23 protein-coding genes and 1 tRNA gene are annotated in these 21945 nt (G+C 43.7%); 17 read left to right on the top strand and 7 right to left on the bottom strand.

What is annotated here, in order from left to right; genetic code table 11:
• The first annotated feature begins 39 nt into the window (after positions 1-39).
• The 6 genes from D6V41_RS02565 to D6V41_RS02540 all read left to right on the top strand — a co-directional run bounded on the left by D6V41_RS02565 (position 40) and on the right by D6V41_RS02540 (position 2932).
• Positions 40-297 (top strand): hypothetical protein, encoded by a 258-nt coding sequence (locus D6V41_RS02565; RefSeq protein ID WP_136249887.1) that lies wholly within the window; start codon positions 40-42, stop codon positions 295-297.
• Positions 294-908: a nicotinamide riboside transporter PnuC gene (gene pnuC, locus D6V41_RS02560; protein ID WP_136249886.1), complete on the top strand. Its 615-nt coding sequence runs from the start codon at positions 294-296 to the stop codon at positions 906-908. Before D6V41_RS02565 ends, pnuC begins: the two co-directional genes overlap by 4 nt.
• A gap of 6 nt (positions 909-914) precedes the next feature.
• Complete coding sequence (locus tag D6V41_RS02555; RefSeq protein ID WP_136249885.1) at positions 915-1790, top strand: phosphotransferase; 876 nt, start codon at positions 915-917, stop codon at positions 1788-1790.
• Between the two features lie 48 nt (positions 1791-1838).
• A tRNA-Trp gene (locus tag D6V41_RS02550) sits at positions 1839-1915 on the top strand.
• Between the two features lie 128 nt (positions 1916-2043).
• Complete coding sequence (locus tag D6V41_RS02545) at positions 2044-2373, top strand: hypothetical protein (RefSeq protein WP_168710939.1); 330 nt, start codon at positions 2044-2046, stop codon at positions 2371-2373.
• On the top strand, positions 2366-2932 hold the full coding sequence (locus D6V41_RS02540) for a GNAT family N-acetyltransferase (RefSeq protein ID WP_136249883.1): 567 nt from the start codon (positions 2366-2368) through the stop codon (positions 2930-2932). The genes D6V41_RS02545 and D6V41_RS02540 overlap by 8 nt, the downstream gene beginning before the upstream one ends.
• Positions 2933-2980: 48 nt before the next feature.
• On the opposite strand, the gene D6V41_RS02535 is transcribed toward D6V41_RS02540, so the two are convergent.
• Positions 2981-3847: a DMT family transporter gene (locus tag D6V41_RS02535; protein WP_136249882.1), complete on the bottom strand. Its 867-nt coding sequence runs from the start codon at positions 3845-3847 to the stop codon at positions 2981-2983.
• A 199-nt stretch (positions 3848-4046) separates the two neighbouring features.
• Between D6V41_RS02535 and D6V41_RS18115 the strand changes: the two genes are divergently transcribed.
• Together D6V41_RS18115 and D6V41_RS02530 are read left to right on the top strand one after the other, a co-directional pair.
• Complete coding sequence (locus D6V41_RS18115; RefSeq protein WP_168710913.1) at positions 4047-4187, top strand: hypothetical protein; 141 nt, start codon at positions 4047-4049, stop codon at positions 4185-4187.
• A 581-nt stretch (positions 4188-4768) separates the two neighbouring features.
• Positions 4769-4963: a helix-turn-helix transcriptional regulator gene (locus D6V41_RS02530; protein WP_136249881.1), complete on the top strand. Its 195-nt coding sequence runs from the start codon at positions 4769-4771 to the stop codon at positions 4961-4963.
• A 16-nt stretch (positions 4964-4979) separates the two neighbouring features.
• Here the strand turns inward: D6V41_RS02530 and D6V41_RS02525 are convergent, their stop codons facing one another.
• The 3 genes from D6V41_RS02525 to D6V41_RS02515 form a co-directional block, all read right to left on the bottom strand.
• A complete protein-coding gene (locus tag D6V41_RS02525; RefSeq protein WP_022614392.1) occupies positions 4980-6221 on the bottom strand; it encodes a tyrosine-type recombinase/integrase in 1242 nt (413 codons plus the stop codon).
• 1 nt (position 6222) lies between these two features.
• Entirely contained in the window at positions 6223-6369 is a 147-nt protein-coding gene (locus D6V41_RS18110; protein ID WP_168710912.1) for a hypothetical protein, read from the bottom strand.
• 125 nt (positions 6370-6494) lie between these two features.
• Entirely contained in the window at positions 6495-7469 is a 975-nt protein-coding gene (locus D6V41_RS02515) for a ParM/StbA family protein (protein ID WP_000497807.1), read from the bottom strand.
• A gap of 464 nt (positions 7470-7933) precedes the next feature.
• On the opposite strand from D6V41_RS02515, the gene mobI reads away from it, so the two are divergent.
• A complete protein-coding gene (mobI, locus tag D6V41_RS02510) occupies positions 7934-8377 on the top strand; it encodes a conjugative transfer protein MobI(A/C) (RefSeq protein WP_119788507.1) in 444 nt (147 codons plus the stop codon).
• 10 nt (positions 8378-8387) lie between these two features.
• On the opposite strand, the gene umuC is transcribed toward mobI, so the two are convergent.
• Together umuC and umuD are read right to left on the bottom strand one after the other, a co-directional pair.
• Positions 8388-9656: a translesion error-prone DNA polymerase V subunit UmuC gene (umuC, locus tag D6V41_RS02505; RefSeq protein ID WP_136250079.1), complete on the bottom strand. Its 1269-nt coding sequence runs from the start codon at positions 9654-9656 to the stop codon at positions 8388-8390.
• A 7-nt stretch (positions 9657-9663) separates the two neighbouring features.
• The gene (gene umuD / locus D6V41_RS02500; RefSeq protein ID WP_005394623.1) at positions 9664-10113 is read right to left on the bottom strand and encodes a translesion error-prone DNA polymerase V autoproteolytic subunit; all 450 of its coding nucleotides are present in this window, start codon (positions 10111-10113) and stop codon (positions 9664-9666) included.
• Between the two features lie 640 nt (positions 10114-10753).
• Between umuD and D6V41_RS02495 the strand changes: the two genes are divergently transcribed.
• Positions 10754-11659, top strand: a complete 906-nt coding sequence (locus tag D6V41_RS02495) for a 3'-5' exonuclease (protein WP_136249879.1) — start codon at positions 10754-10756, stop codon at positions 11657-11659.
• A gap of 63 nt (positions 11660-11722) precedes the next feature.
• On the opposite strand, the gene D6V41_RS18420 is transcribed toward D6V41_RS02495, so the two are convergent.
• Positions 11723-11854, bottom strand: a complete 132-nt coding sequence (locus D6V41_RS18420) for a hypothetical protein (protein WP_262593537.1) — start codon at positions 11852-11854, stop codon at positions 11723-11725.
• A gap of 3 nt (positions 11855-11857) precedes the next feature.
• Between D6V41_RS18420 and D6V41_RS02490 the strand changes: the two genes are divergently transcribed.
• The 7 genes from D6V41_RS02490 to D6V41_RS02460 all read left to right on the top strand — a co-directional run bounded on the left by D6V41_RS02490 (position 11858) and on the right by D6V41_RS02460 (position 21939).
• Positions 11858-12046: a hypothetical protein gene (locus D6V41_RS02490; protein ID WP_479680815.1), complete on the top strand. Its 189-nt coding sequence runs from the start codon at positions 11858-11860 to the stop codon at positions 12044-12046.
• Between the two features lie 317 nt (positions 12047-12363).
• Entirely contained in the window at positions 12364-13287 is a 924-nt protein-coding gene (locus tag D6V41_RS02485; protein ID WP_136249877.1) for a WYL domain-containing protein, read from the top strand.
• Between the two features lie 69 nt (positions 13288-13356).
• Positions 13357-14916, top strand: a complete 1560-nt coding sequence (locus D6V41_RS02480; RefSeq protein ID WP_136249876.1) for a type I restriction-modification system subunit M — start codon at positions 13357-13359, stop codon at positions 14914-14916.
• Positions 14913-16175: a restriction endonuclease subunit S gene (locus D6V41_RS02475; protein WP_136249875.1), complete on the top strand. Its 1263-nt coding sequence runs from the start codon at positions 14913-14915 to the stop codon at positions 16173-16175. Before D6V41_RS02480 ends, D6V41_RS02475 begins: the two co-directional genes overlap by 4 nt.
• 1 nt (position 16176) lies before the next feature.
• Positions 16177-17466 carry an ATP-binding protein gene (locus tag D6V41_RS02470; protein ID WP_136249874.1) on the top strand — a complete coding sequence of 430 codons (1290 nt, stop codon included), beginning with the start codon at positions 16177-16179 and terminating at the stop codon, positions 17464-17466.
• On the top strand, positions 17463-20576 hold the full coding sequence (locus tag D6V41_RS02465; protein WP_136249873.1) for an HsdR family type I site-specific deoxyribonuclease: 3114 nt from the start codon (positions 17463-17465) through the stop codon (positions 20574-20576). The genes D6V41_RS02470 and D6V41_RS02465 overlap by 4 nt, the downstream gene beginning before the upstream one ends.
• 103 nt (positions 20577-20679) lie before the next feature.
• Positions 20680-21939, top strand: coding sequence for an SIR2 family protein (locus D6V41_RS02460; RefSeq protein WP_136249872.1), 1260 nt, complete (start codon positions 20680-20682; stop codon positions 21937-21939).
• Positions 21940-21945: the final 6 nt, after the last annotated feature.

The raw sequence follows: 21945 nt of genomic DNA, 5'->3' as shown, positions 1-21945 counted from the left end.
GTCTGCGTTTAACGGTAACAGAAAGAAACAGGAACGTTTATGAAACTATTAGTTGAAATCTCTCTTTATCCACTGGCTGAAGAATATGTCGTGCCAATTCAGGACTTTATTGATAGGCTAAACAGCTATGGAGAGCTGGAAGTTAAAACCAGCACTACCAATACCCTGGTTAAAGGTAATTATGAATTTGTAATGGACATACTTGGGCGCGAAATAAAGCGCACACACGAAGAAGTTGGGCAAGCCATCTTCGTTTGTAAGTTTTTAAATGGTACTCACTTGGACGTTCCAGCTTGAATGAAGTAGCTGACATCATTATACAACAGTGGCAGCAGCAAAGCGTATTTGAGCTGCTTGCTGTTGTATTTTCTGTTACTTACGTTTGGTTGGCGGCAGAAGAGTCGGTTTGGTGTTGGCCAGCCGCACTGATTTCAACGACTTTATACACCTTTGTGTTTTTCGATGTTTCGCTTATTTTTCAAATGTTACTCAACCTCTATTATATGTTGATGGCAGTGATTGGCTTCTACCACTGGAAAATAAATGAAACGGAAGATTTTAATGCCCTGGTCATGCCGTTAAAGCTGCATATCCTGTTTATAGGGGCAGGTTTAATAATGACTTATCTGCTGGCAAGTAATGCGAACAGATGGTTTGCCTACGAGCTATTAACGCTTGACGCTGCGATCACGGTTTTTTCTTTACTGACGACCTATTTAACCGTTAAAAAATATCTTCAGTCTTGGGTTTACTGGACCTTAATCAACATCGCCAGTATCTATCTATTTTGGTCAGCAGGGCTTTACCTGACGGTATTGCTCATGTGCCTTTACATCACCATTGCAATTCGCGGCTATATCAACTGGTCAAAAGACTTAAAAATTTCCACTCAAGTTGAGCATGGATAAAGATAGATGCAAAATCATCAGTTACTCATGTATTGCGTTCAGCATCTTTCACCCGGCGGGCAAATTAAGTTAGAAAACTTGCATGCTGGCGCGCTCAACGCCAGTTATTGTCTGACAATCGATAACAGACGCTACTTAGTAAAGCAGTTCATGGGAACACGCCACTTGCCAATCAAACCAAAACACAGTTTTGCGCTACAGCTCGAATTGGCCAAATATGGACTGGCGCCAAGGCCTTTGCACCTCTCAAGCGACCAGAAGGTATACATAGAAGAATGGGTGTCGCATAAAGTTCACGGCCTATCAAAGCCAGCTAGTGAGAATGACATTGACCTTTTAGCTCAAAGTCTTTTAAGGATACACAAACAGCCGCTTCTCCATGACACAGTTTCCTTATCAAAGGATAGCGAAATCGTAGGCTTGCCCATCCGTTTGCTTCCCAAGATTGATTTGCCTGGCCACTGGGGAATATACCTAAAATCAATTAAGGACCCTCAGCGTAAATGGAAAGCAAAAGCAAAAGAGTATACAAACACGTACCAGCAATATTGTTTGCGCCTCTCTGATGATTTTACGCTGTGTCATAACGACTTAAGCGCAGATCACATTGCCAGTTCAAAAGGACTATTTTTTGACTGGGAATATGCGGGATTAGGCTGCCGATTTTTCGATCTTCTCGCCTGCGGGTTAGCCAACGGATTCTCACAAGAAGAGATGGATGCACTCGTTTTACGCTATGTCGAGTTGTGTGACTATCATCGGGAAGAAGTGTTTCAGCGCGTGAAATTATTGCAGCCTTTGGTGATTTTTACCTATCAATTATGGTGGCAAGCGCATCAGGCAATTTGCTCAAAGCGCGAGCAGTCGCCTCAAAAAGCCTAAAAATTTGCTTTATTTATTGCTATGCATCGCTATAATGCCCAGCAAGCTAGGGGTGTAGTTCGAATTGGTAGAACAGCGGTCTCCAAAACCGATGGTTGGGGGTTCGAGTCCCTCCACCCCTGCCACTTCTTTTGTTTCATCTTTGTCGATATTCCTTTACTATCTCCACATCTCGCCAATTGATTAAAGGCCAAGTGATAAACTGCCAATCGATAAATGTATATAATTTGCCATGACGACATCAGCTAACCAAATGCAAACTTTCAAAGAAAACGCTGCGCTTAAGTCAATTTCAAAGAAACAAACCGCTTTGTTGCAAGCAATGGGCATTGATGTATACCGTGCTTATGAGAGCGAGCAAGAGCAGGCTGTTATAAGCTTGAAACCTTGGTTTAATGACGTATTGGCGCTTCTTAATATCCAGCAGGAAGACTGTGAGTTTAGTGATGCGCAAACAATAAGCTTTGATCCAATTAGTCGTCGACTAACCCTGCCTTTCACGCTAACTGTCGCCGACAGCGACTTAAAACGCAGTATCTGGCAAGCAATTCAAGAGCACGTAGATCTTCTTAAACATGCCTGAAAAAAAGCCTGCAATCAAAGCGCCTGAATTTCGTATCATAAGGGGAAGTGATTGCAATGATGCAATGATGCAATCCGCATATAAACATTTTAGCAAAAATCGCACTGTCCCCTGGTCTTACACAAGCTTTAAGGGCTCACTGAGCAATACTACCAGCGCTTTAATGGTAGGTGCAAATCATGATTACCATACAGTGCTTGGTATGATAATTATCAATCCGATTATACTATCTTCAAGTGAGTGTTTTGACGCAGAAGCAGATGCAAAAGCAGATTCTAACCTAGATTCTCTTCTCATTGATTCCGCTGAACTAGAAGATATTTGGGTAGTTTCAAGCTATCGCCGGCAAGGCCTTGCAAAAACGCTTTTAGAGTGGGGGATACACGAATTATGCGCTCTACAGTGCCCGGTTTTACATCTTGAAGTAAATGCAGATAATCATGCAGCCATAAAACTTTATGAACGCTTCGGCTTTGTCAACGTGGGAAGGCGAAAAAACTACTATGATGACGGAAAGGGGAACAAAAGTGATGCCTTCCTCTACTCTTTAAACCTGTAGTGAGTTAACGATTCTTAGGTTTCTTTGTTTTTGTCGTTATTTTTGTTGTTATTTTTGTTTTGATGCCAATCCAATTGCAATAATAATTAGCACCAGCCCCGTGAGGTGATACATTGTGAATGCTTCTTCGAGAAACACGACAGCTAAAATCGAGGTAATAACCGGCCCGCTTGTGCCAGCAATACTAGTGCGTTCAGGTCCTATCCGTTGAATTGCCTCTGCAACGAGTAAAGACGGGATCACGGTACAGAAAAACGCCAGCGCAGCGCAAATCAATAGTGCCTCTTTTGATACTGCGAGTGAAGATAGCGATTCGCTTACCGTAAAAAACGTAAAAATCACCACACTTGCAGCAATCATGGCAATACTGGTAAACACTTGCGAGCCCATTTTAAGCATTAAAGGTTTACTCCAAAGCACATAAACTGAAAAGGCTATCGCACTTAAAAACACTAAACCTGTGCCCAAGGCAACTTCACTGCCTAATGTAGTTATATCATGTGCGAATATAAGCAAAATCCCGCAATAAGACATAGCAAGCACAAGCCAGATATTTTTAGGCAATTTGGTGTTGAAAAAAATTGCCGACATTAATACTACAATGGTAGGGAAACAAAAAAGAACAACGCGTTCAAGTTGGGCGCTTATGTAATTAAGCCCCAATAAGTCTAAATAGCTTGCGACGAAATAACCGAGTATTCCAAGTACTGCAACCGGAATAATATGTTTAACAACCACTTTGCGTCGCTCTGGTTTTTTAAAATAATAGTAGATAAGGACGCCCGCATAAAATGGCAAGGAAAAGAGCATTCGCAGACAAATGACCTGTGCGCTACTAAGCCCTTCAGCGTATGCATATTTGATTACTATAGGTTTTAATGAAAATAAGAAAGTTCCTGACAGGGCAAGCAGCATTCCTGACAGAACTATCGGCGGAAGACTTATTTTTGTGTGAGATTTAATAAAGATGAAGCCCGAGCTTTGTTTATGAGGAGAGTTTAGCGTAAAAGTAATTTAATCAACAGGCGTGTTTTGCTACAATCGCGCACCCTGAAACGACCGTATTAATTACTCAATTTGCAAAAGCAGATTGTACTGCCTAAGGAAGTATGTCATGGCCTCTGCCACAAGCACCCCTGCAACTGATGCTAAAAAAAAGGCAAAAGTGTCCTCTAAGGTGTCTGAAGAAATAAACAAACGCCGCACTTTTGCCATTATCTCGCACCCTGATGCCGCCCAGCCTTTCAACGCTTAAAACCACCTTTCATTGCACACCACAATCACATCTCTACGTACTGAATTTAAAGGCTTTTTGTCTTTTTCTCGTTTCTTTGCTTTTCAATGATGTTCAAGCGTAACCTCGGAAAGTGTGTACAAACTTGAGTACAAATTCCGTTTTAGAGGCCTTTGGCGAAAATTCCATGACACAAATCTGGCTGTAGGCCTTGTGGTTATTGGGTTTGATGAAGAAAGTACCTCCTGCTTTTGGTACTTTGGTTTCGACATTACAAAAACGGAATAAATGCGATCATCTCTAGTTTTTTGTTTATAAGTTTATGAATTTAAAGGGTTCGTCATTGTAGTTTTTGGTGTGTCATCGTTGCGAGTGTACAAACAGTGTGTACAAATTTTTCTCGTTAGGCGTGTTGATTGCTATTCATGACACAAACCGCCTTGTAGCCCTTGTTATTCATAGGTTTGAGCTGAAAAGTACCTAATAGCAACATTTGTGTTTTGATAAGGCTGATCTTCTGAACAAATCATGCATCTTTCTGACCATCAACAAGTGATGAATCAGGCGATGATAGCTTTACATTGATTTTCAGGAGAAAGCAGATGACAGCAGTAGCGCACCAATTAACCCCTTTTCTAACATCTTACGAAGTTATGGCTCGTTACCACATTAGCTATACGACGCTCTGGCGAAGAATAAAAGATGGCAGCTTGCCGCAACCTCGTATCAACCGAAATACACGAAACAAGCTGTGGCACATTGAAGATTTGGAGGAGTATGAGAAGAAAGAGGACTGAGCCTCTTTCTTTTATTTTATTGTCCGAAACGCCAGTTGAATGGAAAGCCTGTCGGCTCGATGATGGTCTCTAGCTGTTGATACCAAACGTCGTAAGCATGACGCATTTCATCCAGGTACTGATATTGGTTGTAGATAGCATCCAACCCTTTTTTGCTGTGGCCAATCATCAACTCGGCAACTTCTTGCGTCGTGATGGCCGACATACGCGTTCGCATCGTTCTGCGAAGATCATGCATAGACCAATGTTCCATCTCAATACCAAGCGACCTGCGAGCCCAGATTTTCACATTGTTAGGAATAGTGGTATCAAAGCCATTTGTGGCAAGCTCATCTTGTCCGTTCGCGGGAAACAGGTAAGTTGATTTACTCATCTGCATCGCCAATTCAATCAGCTCTATAGCAGGTTTAATCAATGGCCGCATGATTGGCGCTCCAATTTTCTCACCTTGTTTGCGGATCTCTATAGGCACTGTCCACATTGCAGATTGCAAGTCAAAGTGATGCTTTTCAGCTTGAATGAGTTCTCCCTTGCGACCGCCCAATAGCAGAAGCAATTTAATGTAGATGCGGTTCTTCTCAGTAATTTTTGACTCGTGCAAATAGCGCCAAAGTATCCTGATCTCGTTATCGTTTAGCACCCGAGTTCGTTTACCTTTCTTACCACCGACTTTCTTTGCTGTGATCCCTGCGGCAGCGTTAATTTCCAAAATTTGTTCATCAATCAGCCAGTCATAGAACTTATGCAGTACAGACACTAGGCGCTCTGTGTTTGAAGGGGACGACTCCGAAACCTCACGAAGACAGTTTCGCAAGGACAATTCATTGATGTCAGTTAATGGGTACTTGCCAAGTCGGGGCAGCAAATATATTTCACTGCTGCGTTTTTGGTAGTGCCACGTTTTCTCCTTTAGCCCTTGCTTACCGGCAGAGTCTATCCAGTCTCGAAAAATCGATTCGAAGCTTTGGTTGGCAGAATACTTGGCCCGTTCCTGCTGAAGGTAGAGCTTGGGATTTCTGCCCTGATCAAGTACTGCCCTTAACCTATCCAGCTCATTCCTGGCTTCAGCAAGCTTCATTAGTGGGTATGTACCTATGTCTACCCGCTGTTGCTTGCCATCGAAACGATAACGAAACTGAAAAACAATTTTGCCCTTGGGCGATACCCGAGCACTTAGCCCGTCTCGGTCGGCTTTTACTACGGTTTCTTTTGCTTCTTTATTTAACCTGGCATCGAGCCAGCTAACTGATAACGCCATGTTATAAGCCCAGCCCTAGTTTTGATTTTAAAGATTGTTTACGTGATTCTGCTTTGGGTTCAGGCGCTTTACTCACAGAAGTAATTTCAACTTCTGGAGCATGGCCATCCACCGGTGCAGGTGTGGTGGGTAGATTGGGCTGGCTCATGTGAATTAAGCCAAAGGTGGCCAGCATCCTCAGACGCTCAGCACGTTCCCGTGGCGGCGTCTTTTCCAATTCTTTGAGTAGTTCTGGGTGGCTCCCTGGGGGAATGTTGACGACAACTCTCATGATCACGCCCCATAAAACCAGAAGCCTCGGACGTTCGCCAAAACAGACTGTTCAGGCACGATGATCTTGCTTCGTGAAAAAATCTCCTTGGCCGCTTCCTTATAAGCCAAGGCTCCACCTCCGGCGATCAATACCAAGTCCGCATTAATGCTTTCGTCGCGCATAGATTGGCGCATGGCTGTAAGAGCAACAGGCGCTACCTTTTTCATGGCAGCATTCAGATAAGGTGAAATATCGACTTTTTCTCCAAATAGCAGGACCTGCAAGTCGCCGGTTCTCATGGCTTTTTCAAGTCGATCCATACCTACTTTGGCACCATGATCTTCCGAAATCAGCTTATCAATGGTTTCCAGTAGCACGGACATTGCCTGAAGACTGGTTCCTGATGAGCTGTAGCGAATTTCTCCGGCTTCAAGGGCAACCCAGTCAACAGAAAAGAAGCCGGGATCTATGACGACGACGCGACCTTCTTCAATCAAGCCCAAATCACCACCTGTTTGAACCAGATCCATATAGGCACCAGCAGGCTGCGGCAGCACTTTGACGTCATGAACTGTGATGCTGCGCTTAGGCGTCACTTGATGGACACCTTTTAAACGCTGCACAAGGTCAGACTTACGTTGTGGTTCATGAAACTGGGAAACCGGTAATCCAGTGACAACCAAATCGATGGACTCAGTTTCAGCCATTAACAAGGCGGCATGAAAAAGCGCCTTATAGGTTTTTGTGGTGGGATATTCCGGGTGAAGCTCTCGTTCCCAGCCTTGAAGGCGTCCAGCAGGCACACCAGCGGCCCAACGCTCATTATCGACAGATACATACAAACAAGTTTCATCATCGCCTCCACCGATACGCTCTGGCATACGATCCGCAGGACCGGCACCCGCAGGCAGAATAATGGTTTTCGGTTCACTGCCTGATTGGCCAATTGCCAGCTTCAGGTTTGAGTAACCGATATCTACGCCCAGTACAAACATACTTATCTCCTGTGCACTCAAAGTGCTCTAACAGTTTTCAATCAACCGCACTGGTCACGCTTGGGCTTTTCCAAGTGCTCTGGCGGTTCACTCAAATGTCATTATCAGGATTCGGTGCACTGGCGGTGGGCAGAAAGGTGACAAATCCTTTCATCTATCTGCCTATTGCATTTTCGTAAAAGTATGAGAATAGGCTCTGTTTGGCGGCGGATGACTTAGCCAAAAAAATCGAGACGCCAAACGTCGTTTGCATTCTGGCCTGAACTCGCCAAACGGTTTGTATCTTCATGGCGATACGTCGTTTTAGGCGTTTTTAAGTGAAATCGGGCTGTATCCCTTGTCAGGTATGGGATTGCGCGAGTTGATTTATATCGAGACGCCAAACAGTGATTGTTACGGCAGTTTTACGTTTGGCGTTTCGATCCAAAAGCCAAACGGATAGTGGTTTTGGCTTTTGGGGTTAATTGGATGGGGAAATTGGTTTGGTAGAAATCGTCAATGAACAATGGAAAGCAGAGGTATCAGATTTACTTCAGCAAGAAACAGACAGGCTAAAAGCGCTAGCACGAGCTGAAGTTGATGACTTTTGGGTTACCCATTACAAGGTTCGTGAGAATGAGCTCTTTAAAGATTGGGGGCTGCTTGGTGTCCGTATCAGAGACTTTAAGTATGGCTTTGGCATAGAGTGGTACATCAACAGCTTTCACGGTCAACGAGGCAAGCGCGTGGTCTTTAGCAAGGGACTGCGTATTTCAAAGACGAAGCTGAGATACTCATTTTTGGACTGCCAAGGTCTAGCCAAAGAATGGGAGTTAGCGCTGGCCATGGAGAAAGAAGAATTCTTCAGTGATGTTCGACGCCAGGTTGATAAGCTCAACATGCTACGTCGCAGAGTGAATGCCTATTGAATCACAGGGTCTACTTCACTCGTGGTAACTGGTCCCAGCGTGTTGTATAAGCGGGAGACAAATGCTCTCGCTTCATCGACCAATCTTTCTTCGTACCTTGTCCAGCAAAGAAAACCTTTCCGGCACCGCTTTGGTTAATGGTGTCCAATACAGACATTAACTGCTGGCTATTAGAGCGGGTCGATACGTCATCGAATAGTCCTGGTTGAAACATGCCTGGATCGTAAAAGTCAGACAGCATGACGCCCGCTTTGGCATAACGAAAACCATCCTTCCATATCCGCTTGAGTAAGTGACTGGCCAGCTCGATAAAATCCCGCGTATCGCAACTGGGGATCAGTAACTCACCGGATGCGGAATTGCTGTACTGCGGCTCGTTGTCCTTAAAGGGGCTGGTTCGTATAAACACGGTCATCACTTTGGCTTGCTGCTGTTCTTTGCGTAGCTTCTCAGTGGCGCGGGTTGCGTATTCGCATACGGCCTCACGTAACAATTCAAATTGCGTTACTTTTGCGCCAAATGAACGGCTACAGACGATTTGCTTCTTAGTTGGCGGGATCTCTTCAAGTTCAATGCACGACTCACCATTGAGCTCTCTGACGGTTCTTTCTAAAACCACCGAAAACTGGTCTCTGATGGCTCTAGGAGAGGCATTGGCGAGATCTAAGGCTGTGGTGATACCCAACGCATTTAAACGCTTAGAAAGCCGTCTACCAACGCCCCAAACATCATCAACCGGAACTAATGCGAGCAATCGACGTTGCCGTTCTGGATTGGTCAGGTCTACAACGCCCTGAGTGGCTGGATACTTTTTAGCGGCATGGTTTGCCAGTTTGGCGAGTGTTTTAGTCGGTGCAATGCCTACACAGACGGTGATCCCAATCCAGTGGCCTATGCGCTCTCGCACTTGTTGTCCGAACTCGACAAGAGATATGGCAGACTCAATACCGGTTAAGTCCAAAAACGCTTCGTCAATGGAGTAAACCTCTACTCGTGGTGCCATCTCCTCCAAAGTGCGCATCACTCGACTGCTTAAATCCGCATACAGCGCATAGTTAGACGAAAATGCCAAAATGCCATGGCGCTGCATTTCAGATTTGATTTGAAAGACGGGTACACCCATTTTAATACCGAGTAACTTAGCTTCACGCGAGCGTGCAACCACGCAGCCGTCGTTATTGGACAGCACCACAACCGGCGTATCTTTTAAATCAGGACGAAACAGCTTCTCACAACTGGCGTAAAAGTTGTTGCAGTCCACCAAAGCAAACACAGGCATGGGATAGTCACGACTTACGGCGCATGTTTCGCACCACATTGGTGACCACACCAAATATCTCTAACTCTGTCCCTTCAGGAATATGGATGGGCTCATACGCCCGGTTTCTTGGGATCAGCATGACGCACGGCCTAAGTTGAAGCTCCTTTACCGTGAGTTCTCCATGGATACCAGCGATGACAATGTCACCGTGTTCTGCTTGGACAGAGCGATCAACCACCAAAATATCATCTGGGTGAATCCCGGCATCAATCATTGAATCACCTTCAACACGCACAAAGAAGGTTGCAGCTGGTCGCTTGATGCACAGCTCGTTGAGGTCGAGCGTTTGCTCAACATAATCCTGCGCTGGGGAGGGAAAACCAGCAGAAACACGTTCCATGAACAATGGAATACGAAGGCGCTTGGCTTTGATGAAGGCAAGTGCGCCGCTACGGCCTATCAGCGAGACACTCATGACGAACCTCGAAAAATCACAATTGATACTGTTTGTTTATACAGTATCTAATGCTATGCTGATTTCTACAAGTAAAATTGTAGGTAAAACTGTAGTTGTTCGAGTAAGACGCTGTGTTGTCGGTGATTTATTTTTTGTGTTGAAAAACTAGATGTGGGGGATCGCTCGCCCTCGTCAAAGCCTGCAAGGCTTGGACAATACTGCTTCTGCCTACTGCTCTTGTTTCTGTTACTGATCCTGTTACTGCTACTGGTTAACGCATGGGTCAAGTAACCGTCAGACAAGGCTTGTTGAACCCTTTGCAAAGGGTTTAAAAACAGTTAGTAAAATTCTGCTTCGTATTGAATTTACTGGCTTAAAGCGAAGTTAGGAGCACCATTAAAATGCTCAGTCGAATTCAGTTCAAGCCTTTTGCAACCGTTTGAAAAGGGGTTGGCTAAGCCATACGTAAAGGGTATCGGTAAGGGTTACCTAAAGGGTTTAGCTAAGGCTTTCTGAAAGGCTTAGCCAAAGCCTTCATACATGGGTTCACCCAGTAGAAAGATTAAAAAAACGCTTAGGTATCCAAGGTGCATTTAGAAAAACCTGTGGCACAGTGAAATCACCTAAAGCGAACAATAGAATTGAAGAGGAACCATCAATGACAAGAGCCCCTGCGCCATTTCCGCTAGAGCGCCTCGCGGATATCCCAGACAGACCAGAAGATTTTAGATTGCTGGAGCGCATTCCATTAACGCGTGAGCCGCAGACTTGGCCACTTGAACTTTCTCCTATGGTCGGTGATGAACAGCCAATGGTGCTGCTCGATACAGAGACAACCGGACTGTCTTCCGATGATGAGTCCATTATTGAGCTTGGTATGGTTAAGGTGCTTTACAGCCCCTCTGCTCAGCGGATTGTGTCGATTGTTGATGTGATCAGCTTGTATGAAGATCCCGGCAAGCCAATCCCCGAGCTGATTACCGACTTAACGGGTATCACCGATGATATGGTGCAAGGCCAGCACATTGATGATTCACTGGTAGCGAGTTGGTTATCCGATGATCCGCTGGTGGTTGCACACAATGCACAGTTTGATCGTCCTTTCTTTGAAAAGCGGTTTGCTGCATTAGGACATCTATCTTGGGCCTGTTCAGCCAGTGGCATAGATTGGAAGGCGCTGGGTTTTGAAAGTCGAAAACTTGAGTACCTGCTGCTTCGCTTAGGTTGGTTTTATGAAGGACACCGAGCTGCAACCGATTGTTTGGCGATGGCCTGGCTGTTTCATTTGTTGCCCGAGTCCGTTGCAAACTTGTTGTCTGAAGCAGACAGGCGAACTGTGTTAGTTCGTGCGTTTGGTGCGCCGTTTGACGTAAAGGACTATTTAAAAGAGCGTGGTTACCGCTGGCATGACGGTGTTAAAGGTGCCAACAAACATTGGTGGCGCGAAATCAGCGAAGACGAGTTGCCGCAGGAACAAACTTACTTGGATGATTTGTATCATCGTGGCTCAGAACATGCCCACTATGACTACAAAGATGCCCGCAATCGATTTAAAGCTTTGTAGCTCTCTACAAGGTAAGCCTTGCATATTTGAAAACCTATGGAAAATGGAAAGTGAACTCATGGTTTAACCAACAAGAGGAATCTTTCCATGTACCAAGACACCTACATTGAATACTGGGGCGAAATCTTCGTCTCTGCCCGCATCATTGAATTTGGCATCACGTTCGAGCGCTTTCTTAAAGATCCATGGAAGCATTTGATGTCCTGTGGCCAAGAATCGGCCCCAGACGCGATTGCTGAAGGGATGCTGCCATTGCTACCAGCCCAGGCAGAAGTTGCTAGGCGTGTTCGGGAGAGTGAGCAACGAGCCTTGATGTCTACAGAGACGGACAAAGGGGTATCGCTTCGCGGTAACATCGTGGTGCCACTGGTTCGGGTAGCGCATTAATAGCAGCTATCAGCGATGACATGAAACAATGTCTTAACGCCCATACCTGAGCGGCAATTGCAATCAAGATCAAAAAGTTGCCGCTTAGTCTTCCCTACAAAATAATTTGTGATAGGATGATACCTAATAAAATTAATTAGGTTGAGGCCTATTCAGTGTTTTATGGCCATCTGTCCAGCTTCAACCGGTAGAGATTGATTAGTCATTGCGGATGAAGAGCAGCATTGAGTGACGCTTTTCAATGTGATTACGCGATGTCGGTCCGTATTTTATAAACAGAGTTTTAAGAATCTGGTTGAATTGGATAAACAAGACGCATGACAAATGATGGTCTGAAACAAACGGTAGTGGCGAAGCCAGATAGGCTTTCGCAGATAGCGCAGTTGCCACAAGCAACCAGGGATCGCATTGCCCACATCGATTTCACCTTATTGTTTAAGGGAGAAGCGGTACGGGCAGACTTAGTAGATCGGTTCAGCATAGCTGCTGCACAAGCAACGAAAGACTTCACAATGTACCGAGAGCTTGCACCAGGCAACATTGAGTATGACCAAAAGCTCAAGTTGCATAAGCGTGGTGAAGCTTTTGAGCCCTTGTTCGACTATGACGTTGTGAGAACACTGGCAACCATTAGCCAAGGGTACGGTGATGGCTTTACTGGAAAGGTAACACCACCTCTTGCGTGTGAAGCGCCTTATCACCTTAACAAGCCGAGTTTATCGATAGTAGCGAAAGTCACCGAGGCCATACACAAAGGCAAAGCCTTGCGTATCACCTATGTGTCGTTATCGAGCGGTGAAACCACGCGTGAAATTGTGCCGCATACGCTGGTGGACAATGGCCTGCGTTGGCACGTTCGTGGTTTTGACCGCAAGCATAATGAGTTTCGTGACTTTGTACTGACCCGAATTAAAGCAGCGGCTGTGCTTGAAGGTTCCACTTTGTCTGAAACCGAGCTCGAAACCCAAGACCGGCAATGGAACCGCTTTGTAGAGCTAGAGTTAGTGCCGCATCCACGCATAGAGCACAGCGAAGCGATAGAGCTGGACTATGGCATGACGGGTGGCGTTCTAAAGGTTGAGATTAGAGCGGCAACCGCTGGGTATTTGCTTCGCCAATGGCATGTGGATTGTTCCAAAGCACACAGCCTTCAAGGCACTGAATATCAACTTTGGTTAAAGAATACTCCGACACTCTACGGGGTCGGAAATTTGAATTTAGCTCCAGGGTTTAACGAATGATGTTCGACGACAGTGAATATTGCATAACCCATAAACGAATTATGACGAATTAAAAGCAGGAATTAACATATGACAAGTTTACAACAACGTGCCGAACTTCAACGCCAAATATGGGCGATTGCCAACGATGTAAGAGGCTCAGTTGATGGTTGGGATTTTAAACAATATGTACTGGGTACGCTGTTCTACCGTTTTATCAGTGAAAACTTTGTCAACTACATCACAGGCGGAGATGAGAGCGTTAATTATGCTGCCATGTCTGACGATGATGAAAACATCAAGTTTGCTAAAGAAGATGCCATTAAAACCAAAGGCTATTTTCTTTACCCTAGCCAGTTGTTTAGCAATGTGGCGGCTAATGCACACAAAAACGAAAATTTAAATACGGATTTGGCAGCAATTTTTGCTGCAATCGAAAACTCAGCCAATGGCTATGATTCAGAAAAAGACATCAAAGGCTTGTTTGCGGATTTTGATACCACCAGTAATCGTCTGGGTAATACGGTAGAGGCAAAAAACAAACGCCTTGCAGCGGTGTTAAAAGGCGTAGCAGGTTTAACCTTCGGTAATTTTGAAGACAACCAAATTGATTTATTCGGTGATGCCTACGAGTTCCTGATTTCAAACTATGCCGCGAATGCGGGTAAATCCGGTGGCGAATTTTTTACCCCCCAGCACGTTTCAAAATTGATCGCGCAGCTGGCCATGCACGGCCAAACCAGTGTGAATAAAATCTATGACCCTGCGGCGGGTTCGGGCTCGTTGCTCTTACAAGCTAAAAAGCACTTTGATGCGCATATCATTGAGGATGGTTTTTTTGGCCAAGAGCTTAATCACACCACCTATAACTTGGCGCGTATGAATATGTTTTTGCACAACATTAACTACGACAAGTTTAATATTCAGTTGGGTGATACCTTAACCGAACCACACTTTTTAGATGATACACCGTTTGATGCCATTGTCTCTAACCCGCCTTATTCAGTGAAATGGATTGGTAGCGACGACCCAACCCTAATCAACGATGACCGCTTTGCGCCCGCAGGTGTTCTCGCCCCAAAATCAAAAGCAGACTTTGCTTTTGTATTACATGCACTTAGTTACCTATCAAGCAAAGGTCGTGCAGCGATTGTTTGCTTCCCCGGTATTTTTTACCGTGGTGGAGCTGAGCAAAAAATTCGCCAATATCTGGTTGATAACAACTATGTTGAAACCGTGATTTCACTGGCACCTAACCTGTTCTTTGGCACCACCATTTCCGTGAATATCTTGGTGTTGTCTAAGCACAAAACCGACACCACCACCCAGTTTATTGATGCCAGCGGTTTATTTAAAAAAGAAACCAATAACAACGTACTGTCTGATCAGCACATCGAAGACATCATGAAAGTGTTTGCCAGCAAAGAGAACGTGGATCATTTTGCTAAATCGGTTGAATTGGAGATCATAGCAGGCAATGGTTACAACCTTTCGGTAAGCAGTTATGTAGAGTCCGAAGATACTCGTGAGTTAGTAGACATAAATAAGCTCAATGCTGAGCTTAAAATTACCGTTGCGAAAATAGACCGACTTCGCAGTGATATTGATGCCATAGTTGCGGAAATTGACGGTGAGGAGGTTGAGGCATGAACGATTTTAGCTATGTAGAGAAACTACTCGATGGTGTTGAAGTGGTTTGGTTTCCGATCAGCGAAGTTACTGAGCGAACAACGAATATAAAGTGGCGTGAAACTTCTGAAAGCCATCAGTATATTGATCTAACTTCAGTCAGCGTTGATACAAAAAAAATAATAGAAACAACTGAGGTAAAAGCTAGCAATGCGCCCAGCCGTGCTCAAAAGCTTGTAAAAAAAGGCGATGTATTATTTGCAACAACTCGTCCGACACAAATGCGCTATTGCTTAATTGATGAGGAATATGATGGAGCAGTTGCGAGCACAGGATATTGTGTATTGCGAGTGAAAAGGGATGTGACTCTACCTAAGTGGATTTTGCATTTGATTTCCTCAAGTGATTTTAAAAAGTACCTTGAAGAGAATCAGAGTGGTTCTGCATATCCAGCTATTTCTGATGCGAAGGTCAAAGACTTTAGTATCCCAATCCCTTGCCCAGATAACCCAGAAAAATCGCTGACAATACAAGCTGAAATTGTGCGCATTCTTGACGCATTTACCGCTATGACCGCTGAGCTGACCGCTGAGCTGACCGCTGAGCTTATTATGCGGCAGCAACAATACAATTTTTACCGCGACCAGTTGTTAAGTTTTGATGATGGGGAGGTAGAGTGGAAGAACCTAGAGGATGTTGCATCTTTTAGGCGCGGTTCATTCCCTCAGCCCTATGGAAACAGTGAGTGGTTTGATGGAGAGGGCTGTATGCCTTTTGTTCAGGTTGCAGATGTGGCAGATTTTGGCTTCGAACTTAATACAAAAACGAAACAGAAAATTTCTAAACTGGCTCAGCCTAAAAGTGTATTTGTTGAAAAAGGTACTGTTATAGTTTCCTTGCAAGGTACGATTGGGCGTGTTGCCATCACCCAATATGATTGTTATGTAGATAGAACTTTAGCTATATTTACCAATTATAAGTCAGACATAAATAAAAAATATTTTGCACATCAGCTAAAGGCTAAATTTGATAAAGAAAAAGAATTCGCCAGAGGAAGCACTTTGAAAACGATTACTAAGGCGGAGTTTTCGAAGTTCCAGATACCTATACCATCAATTGAAAAACAGAATCGCATTGTTTCCATTTTAGATAAATTTGATGTATTGACTCACTCAATTCAAGAGGGGCTTCCACGCGAAATTGAACTGCGCCAAAAGCAATACGATTATTATCGTGACCTACTGTTGAGTTTTCCTAAACCTGAAGAGGCGGCAGCTTAATATGGGTAAGGAACTAAAGGACATAGCTAGAGACTTAAAAAGCAAGAATAAAAAGGTACAGTTGATCTATGCCTTTAATGGCACAGGGAAAACTCGATTGTCACGAGCTTTTAAGGAGGAAATCGTTCCTTCTACACAGAACGATGATAGTGAAGGAGATGGAGAGAAAACTCGTGATAAGTTCTTGTACTACAACGCCTTTACGGAAGACCTGTTTTATTGGGATAACGATTTAAAAGTAGATTCAAGGCCAAAGTTAAAAATACAACCAAATACTTTTACGGGTTGGTTGATAGACTTGTTAAAAGAGTTGGGCGAAGACGGCAACATCGCTACAAACTTTCAACGTTATACGGGTAGCAAAGCTACCCCAATATTCAATGAAAAATATAAAGCTAAAATTGATGAAAAGGAAGTAACGATACCTGCGTTTTCTGAGGTCATTTTTCAAGTAGCCGCAAATGAACCTGTCAACTATGAGCTAGATACTGCCGCGACTGATGCTGTCGAAAATGTCGTTCAGGGTAAATACGAAGTAATAAAAATTTCAAAAGGTGAGGAAAGTAACTTTGTATGGAGTGTTATGTACACTCTTTTACAACAAGTTGTTTCCACCCTTAATGAGGTAGATGCTACTAATAGAATTACTGATAAGTTTGATGCTTTAGAATACGTATTTATTGATGATCCAGTGAGTTCATTGGATGATAGTCATTTAATTGAATTAGCGGTTGATTTAGCAGGTTTGATCAAGTCTAGTTCGTCAGACTTAAAATTTATCATAACAACGCATAGTCCCCTTTTTTATAATGTGCTCTGCAATGAGCTCAATAATAAGGCTTATCAAAAGCAGGCCGATGGTACTTTCAAACCAATCTATAAGCCAAATAAGGAATTCCAAAAATACCGATTAGAAAAGCTGGCTGATGGTGATTTTGAACTACCTGAACAACCGACAGACTCGCCGTTTTCTTATCACTTATTCCTTCTAAATGAGCTTCAGAAAGCCATTAATGATAGACAAGTCAGAAAGTATCATTTTAGTCTTCTGAGAAATGTTCTTGAGAAAATGGCCACTTTCCTAGGTTACAACTATTGGCCTGCACTTCTTCAAAAATCTCAAGACGGAAAGCCAGATCCATTCGCCAATAGAATCCTTAATTTATCCAGCCACTCTGCTCATGCTGGCGACGAGATCTCGGATCTAGAAGATAAAGACAAGGATAAATTAGAAACCTTGGTTGGTTACTTAATAAACACTTATGGATTCAAGAAGCAGGAATTACAATGACCAACTATAAAAGTATTGCAGAATCGAATAACTTTATTGTTTTAGATAAATATACACGACAAGACCAAATTGCTGAGGGCTACCAGAGCGAAAGTGATTTAGAGCGTGAACTGATTCAGGACCTAAGCAACCAAGGCTATGAGTATTTACCTGCGCTAACGACGCCAGACGCCATGCTGGCGAATGTACGCAAGCAGCTACAAGCCCTTAATAAGGTCGAGTTAACTGATGCCGAGTGGACTCGCTTTTGCGAGCAGTATCTGAACACACCCAGCGACAATATTCTCGACAAAACCCGCAAGGTGCACAGTGACTATATCTTCGATTTTGTCTTTGATGATGGCCATATAGAAAACATCTACCTGTTCGACAAGAAAACCATTGCGCGTAACAAAGTGCAGGTGATCAAGCAGTTTGAGCAAACGGGAAGCCATGCCAATCGGTACGATGTGACGATTTTGGTCAATGGTTTGCCTTTGGTGCAAATTGAACTGAAAAAGCGTGGTGTGGCGATCCGTGAGGCGTTTAACCAAATACATCGCTACAGCAAAGAAAGTTTTAATGCAGAGAACTCGTTGTACAAGTTCTTGCAGTTGTTTGTGATCTCGAATGGCACCGACACGCGCTATTTTGCCAATACCACTAAGCGCGACAAAAACAGCTTCGACTTCACGATGAACTGGGCGAAGTCAGACAATACGCTGATCAAGGATTTAAAAGACTTTACCGCCACTTTTTTCCAGAAAGAGACCTTACTTGAAGTGATCTTGCGTTACTCGGTATTTGATGTCAGCAATACCTTACTTGTAATGCGCCCCTACCAGATTGCGGCCACTGAGCGCATTTTATGGAAGATAAAGAGCGCGTTTAACGCTAAGAATTGGAGCAACACCGAGAGCGGCGGGTACATTTGGCACACCACGGGTTCAGGAAAAACACTCACTAGCTTTAAAGCGGCACGTTTGGCCACCGATTTAGACTGTATCGATAAAGTCTTTTTTGTGGTGGACCGAAAAGACCTCGACTATCAGACCATGAAAGAGTACCAGCGGTTCTCACCTGATAGTGTGAACGGTTCAGACAGTACCGCAGGGCTAAAAAGCAACCTGGATAAAGACGATAACAAGATTGTTGTTACCACAATCCAAAAGCTCAACAACTTAATCAAAAGTGAAAGCGATTTAGCTATCTACAACAAGCAGGTTGTCTTTATTTTTGATGAGTGTCATCGAAGCCAGTTCGGTGAAGCGCAGAAAAACCTGAAGAAGAAATTCAAAAAGTACTACCAGTTTGGCTTTACCGGTACGCCAATTTTCCCTGAAAACGCCTTGGGTGCTGAAACCACGGGCAGCGTGTTTGGCCAGCAGTTGCACACTTATGTGATCACTGACGCCATTCGTGATGAAAAAGTACTCAAGTTCAAAGTGGACTATAACGATGTTCGTCCTCAATTTAAGAGCATTGAGACTGAGCAGGATGATAAGAAGCTCAGTGCGGCGGAGAACAAGAAAGCTTTCTTACATCCAATGCGCATTCGTGAAATCTCGCAGTATATTCTGAACCATTTTAACCAGAAAACGCATCGAGCCTATTCTGGTGCCAAAGGGTTTAACGCCATGTTTGCGGTCAGTAGTCTTGATGCAGCGAAAGCGTACTATGAAACCTTTAAAACATTGCAGGCCGAGGCCGAAAATGGACCTACAAGTAAACCTCTGCGTATTGCGACTATCTTCTCATTTGCTGCCAATGAAGAGCAGGACGCCATTGGTGATATTTTAGATGAGAGTTTTGAAGTCAGTGCCATGAACAGCAGCGCAAAAGAGTTTTTGAGCGCCGCGATTAACGATTACAACGCCATGTTTAAATCTAACTATGGCGTGGACAGTAATGGTTTTCAGAATTATTACCGTGACCTTGCCCAGCGAGTTAAGAATCAAGAAATTGATCTACTCATAGTGGTCGGTATGTTTTTAACGGGCTTTGATGCGCCTACGCTTAACACCTTGTTTGTTGATAAGAATTTGCGCTATCACGGCTTGATGCAGGCGTTTTCTCGCACCAATCGCATTTATGATGCAACGAAGACCTTTGGCAATATTGTTACCTTCCGGGACTTGGAACAGGCAACCATTGACGCCATTACCTTGTTTGGTGACAAAAACACCAAAAACGTGGTGTTGGAGAAGAGCTACAAAGAATACATGGAAGGCTTTAACGATATTGCTACTGGCCAAGCGCGTCGAGGTTTTGTTGATATCGTAAAAGAGCTGCAAGAACGCTTTCCAAACCCAGAAAATATTGAAAAAGAACAAGATAAAAAAGAGTTTGCCAAGCTGTTTGGTGAATACCTAAAAGCAGAAAATATTCTACAAAACTACGATGAGTTTGCTGGATTAAAAGCGCTGCAAAGCTTAGATACCAGTGATGAACAAGCTGTTGAAGAGTTCAAGGCAAAGTACTATCTGGACGATGCTGACATCGAGACAATGCAAGCTATCGATATGCCGAGCGAACGTGCTATCCAAGATTATCGCTCTACTTACAACGATACCCGTGACTGGTTGCGACGCGATAAAGAAGGTCAGGACAAAGATAAGTCAACGGTAGACTGGGACGATGTGGTCTTTGAAATTGATTTGCTTAAATCGCAAGAAATCAACCTCGATTACATTCTTGAACTGATTTTTGATCACAATAAGAAGAACAAGAGCAAAGAAGGCTTGATTGAAGAAGTCCGCCGTATGATCCGCGGTAGCCTTGGCAATAGAGCGAAAGAGAGCTTGGTGGTTGATTTTATTAACCAGACAAACCTAGATGAGATCAATGACAAAGCCAGCATTATCGACGCATTCTTCAAATTCGCCCAGGCGGAGCAGAAGCGCGAAGCCGATGCCATTATTGCCTCTGAAAAGCTCAATATCGATGCTGCCAAACGCTATATTGCGTCATCACTCAAACGTGAGTACGCCTCTGAAAATGGAACTGCTCTTAATGAAGCGCTGCCCAAACTTAGCCCATTGAACCCACAGTACCGAACCCAGAAGCAAACGGTTTTTCAGAAAATTGCCGCTTTTGTTGAAAAATTCAAAGGTGTGGGTGGGCAGATATAAGTGTTATGACGTGCTGTTCAGGAACGAAGTCAAATAGCGCAAGCGTCTGAAATTTATTGATTTATAGGCTAGTTGTCTTTTACGTGGAAGGTGAATTAACAAAATGGAAAATGAAAACATAGTAAGGTTTTTGTCATCAGACATAAAAAGGAACTCCGCGTCTTCGAAGAGAGAGCCAATCGAAATTGATCTTTCTAATGATGACTTAGATGACGAGCTGGCCACATTCTTTCGTTTTATCAATAAAGTTTTAGATACTGATAACTTAGTCATACTGGCTGGTTCAGGCACGTCTTTAACATTTAATAAGCTTTCTCAGCAGAACAAAGCGCCTATCGCTCCAAGTATGTGGCACCTTTGGGACTATTGTAAAAAAGCAGATGAGAATCTTTTCCAATTGGTTTTGAAGGCAACAAATTATGATGCTATTCAAAAACATCGTGAAGAAAACGGAGATGCAAAGCCTGACATTGAACTATTATTGTCTCTATGCGATTCCTCTTTAGCCGTTGGGAACCTTTCAAATCAAAGAATTAATCAAGTAAGTAAGTTCCTTGAGCAAGCCAAAAACATAATTTTAGCTAAAACTAGCTTTACTGAATCGATCCCTGAATCAGACTGGGTTAGTCATAATAAATTTATGCGTGCAGTAGGTAGGAGGAGTGCTCAGCAACAACGACTTAAACTTTTCACGACTAATTATGACTTGGCTTTTGAGTACGCTGCATCAAATACTGGTTTTGTTGTTATCGATGGTTTTGAGTTTTCTAACCCCTCTTTTTTTAATCCTATGTGGTTCAAGTATGACATAGTGAACCGTGGACATTCCAAGAGCAGTGAAGGCGCATACATATCCAATGTGGTTCAGCTATACAAGATGCATGGCTCTGTGGACTGGAGAAAATTTAACGGTAGAGTTAGAAAGCTAGGTGCTGATAGCAAAATTGGTGAACCTGTTTTTATCTATCCAAGCAGTAGCAAGTATCAGACATCTTATGATTCTCCTTACTTAGATATGATGACTTCTTTTTTGGAAGTAGTTAAACAACCAAAAACGGCTGTATTGTGCCTAGGTTTTGGTTTTAATGATAAGCATATAAATAATGCGCTAACTATGGCGCTTAGGACTAATCCTGAGTTTATGCTGATGGTTGCAACGAAAGACCCATTCAGTGTAACGGGTTCATTTAATAATGAGATTAGGAATCTGCTAATGGCCGCTATTGACCATGGGGATGGCAGAATCGCGATAATGGATTCAACGTTTAAACAGTTTTCTAGTCTGCTACCTGAACGAAGATCAGCAACTCCCGAGGACGAACTCTTCAAAGCATTTGAGAAAATCACAGCGAGTATTAAATAAGGGAGA

It is taken from the genome of Ningiella ruwaisensis (assembly GCF_004798935.1).
GTDB classification, from domain to species: Bacteria; Pseudomonadota; Gammaproteobacteria; order Enterobacterales; family Alteromonadaceae; genus Glaciecola; species Glaciecola ruwaisensis.
The sequence above is the reverse complement of the archived record's forward strand: the minus strand, read 5'-3'. Positions and strand labels throughout refer to the sequence as shown.

Coding starts and splice junctions, on each gene's coding strand:
- D6V41_RS02565 (WP_136249887.1), top strand. CDS start 40: ATGAAACTATTAGTTGAAATCTCTCTTTATCCACTGGCTGAAGAATAT.
- D6V41_RS02555 (WP_136249885.1), top strand. CDS start 915: ATGCAAAATCATCAGTTACTCATGTATTGCGTTCAGCATCTTTCACCC.
- D6V41_RS02545 (WP_168710939.1), top strand. CDS start 2,044: ATGCAAACTTTCAAAGAAAACGCTGCGCTTAAGTCAATTTCAAAGAAA.
- D6V41_RS02540 (WP_136249883.1), top strand. CDS start 2,366: ATGCCTGAAAAAAAGCCTGCAATCAAAGCGCCTGAATTTCGTATCATA.
- D6V41_RS02535 (WP_136249882.1), bottom strand. CDS start 3,847: ATGCTGCTTGCCCTGTCAGGAACTTTCTTATTTTCATTAAAACCTATA.
- D6V41_RS18115 (WP_168710913.1), top strand. CDS start 4,047: ATGGCCTCTGCCACAAGCACCCCTGCAACTGATGCTAAAAAAAAGGCA.
- D6V41_RS02530 (WP_136249881.1), top strand. CDS start 4,769: ATGACAGCAGTAGCGCACCAATTAACCCCTTTTCTAACATCTTACGAA.
- D6V41_RS02525 (WP_022614392.1), bottom strand. CDS start 6,221: ATGGCGTTATCAGTTAGCTGGCTCGATGCCAGGTTAAATAAAGAAGCA.
- D6V41_RS18110 (WP_168710912.1), bottom strand. CDS start 6,369: ATGAGCCAGCCCAATCTACCCACCACACCTGCACCGGTGGATGGCCAT.
- D6V41_RS02515 (WP_000497807.1), bottom strand. CDS start 7,469: ATGTTTGTACTGGGCGTAGATATCGGTTACTCAAACCTGAAGCTGGCA.
- umuC (WP_136250079.1), bottom strand. CDS start 9,656: ATGCCTGTGTTTGCTTTGGTGGACTGCAACAACTTTTACGCCAGTTGT.
- umuD (WP_005394623.1), bottom strand. CDS start 10,113: ATGAGTGTCTCGCTGATAGGCCGTAGCGGCGCACTTGCCTTCATCAAA.
- D6V41_RS02495 (WP_136249879.1), top strand. CDS start 10,754: ATGACAAGAGCCCCTGCGCCATTTCCGCTAGAGCGCCTCGCGGATATC.
- D6V41_RS18420 (WP_262593537.1), bottom strand. CDS start 11,854: ATGCTTCCATGGATCTTTAAGAAAGCGCTCGAACGTGATGCCAAATTC.
- D6V41_RS02490 (WP_479680815.1), top strand. CDS start 11,858: ATGTCCTGTGGCCAAGAATCGGCCCCAGACGCGATTGCTGAAGGGATG.
- D6V41_RS02485 (WP_136249877.1), top strand. CDS start 12,364: ATGACAAATGATGGTCTGAAACAAACGGTAGTGGCGAAGCCAGATAGG.
- D6V41_RS02480 (WP_136249876.1), top strand. CDS start 13,357: ATGACAAGTTTACAACAACGTGCCGAACTTCAACGCCAAATATGGGCG.
- D6V41_RS02475 (WP_136249875.1), top strand. CDS start 14,913: ATGAACGATTTTAGCTATGTAGAGAAACTACTCGATGGTGTTGAAGTG.
- D6V41_RS02470 (WP_136249874.1), top strand. CDS start 16,177: ATGGGTAAGGAACTAAAGGACATAGCTAGAGACTTAAAAAGCAAGAAT.
- D6V41_RS02465 (WP_136249873.1), top strand. CDS start 17,463: ATGACCAACTATAAAAGTATTGCAGAATCGAATAACTTTATTGTTTTA.
- D6V41_RS02460 (WP_136249872.1), top strand. CDS start 20,680: ATGGAAAATGAAAACATAGTAAGGTTTTTGTCATCAGACATAAAAAGG.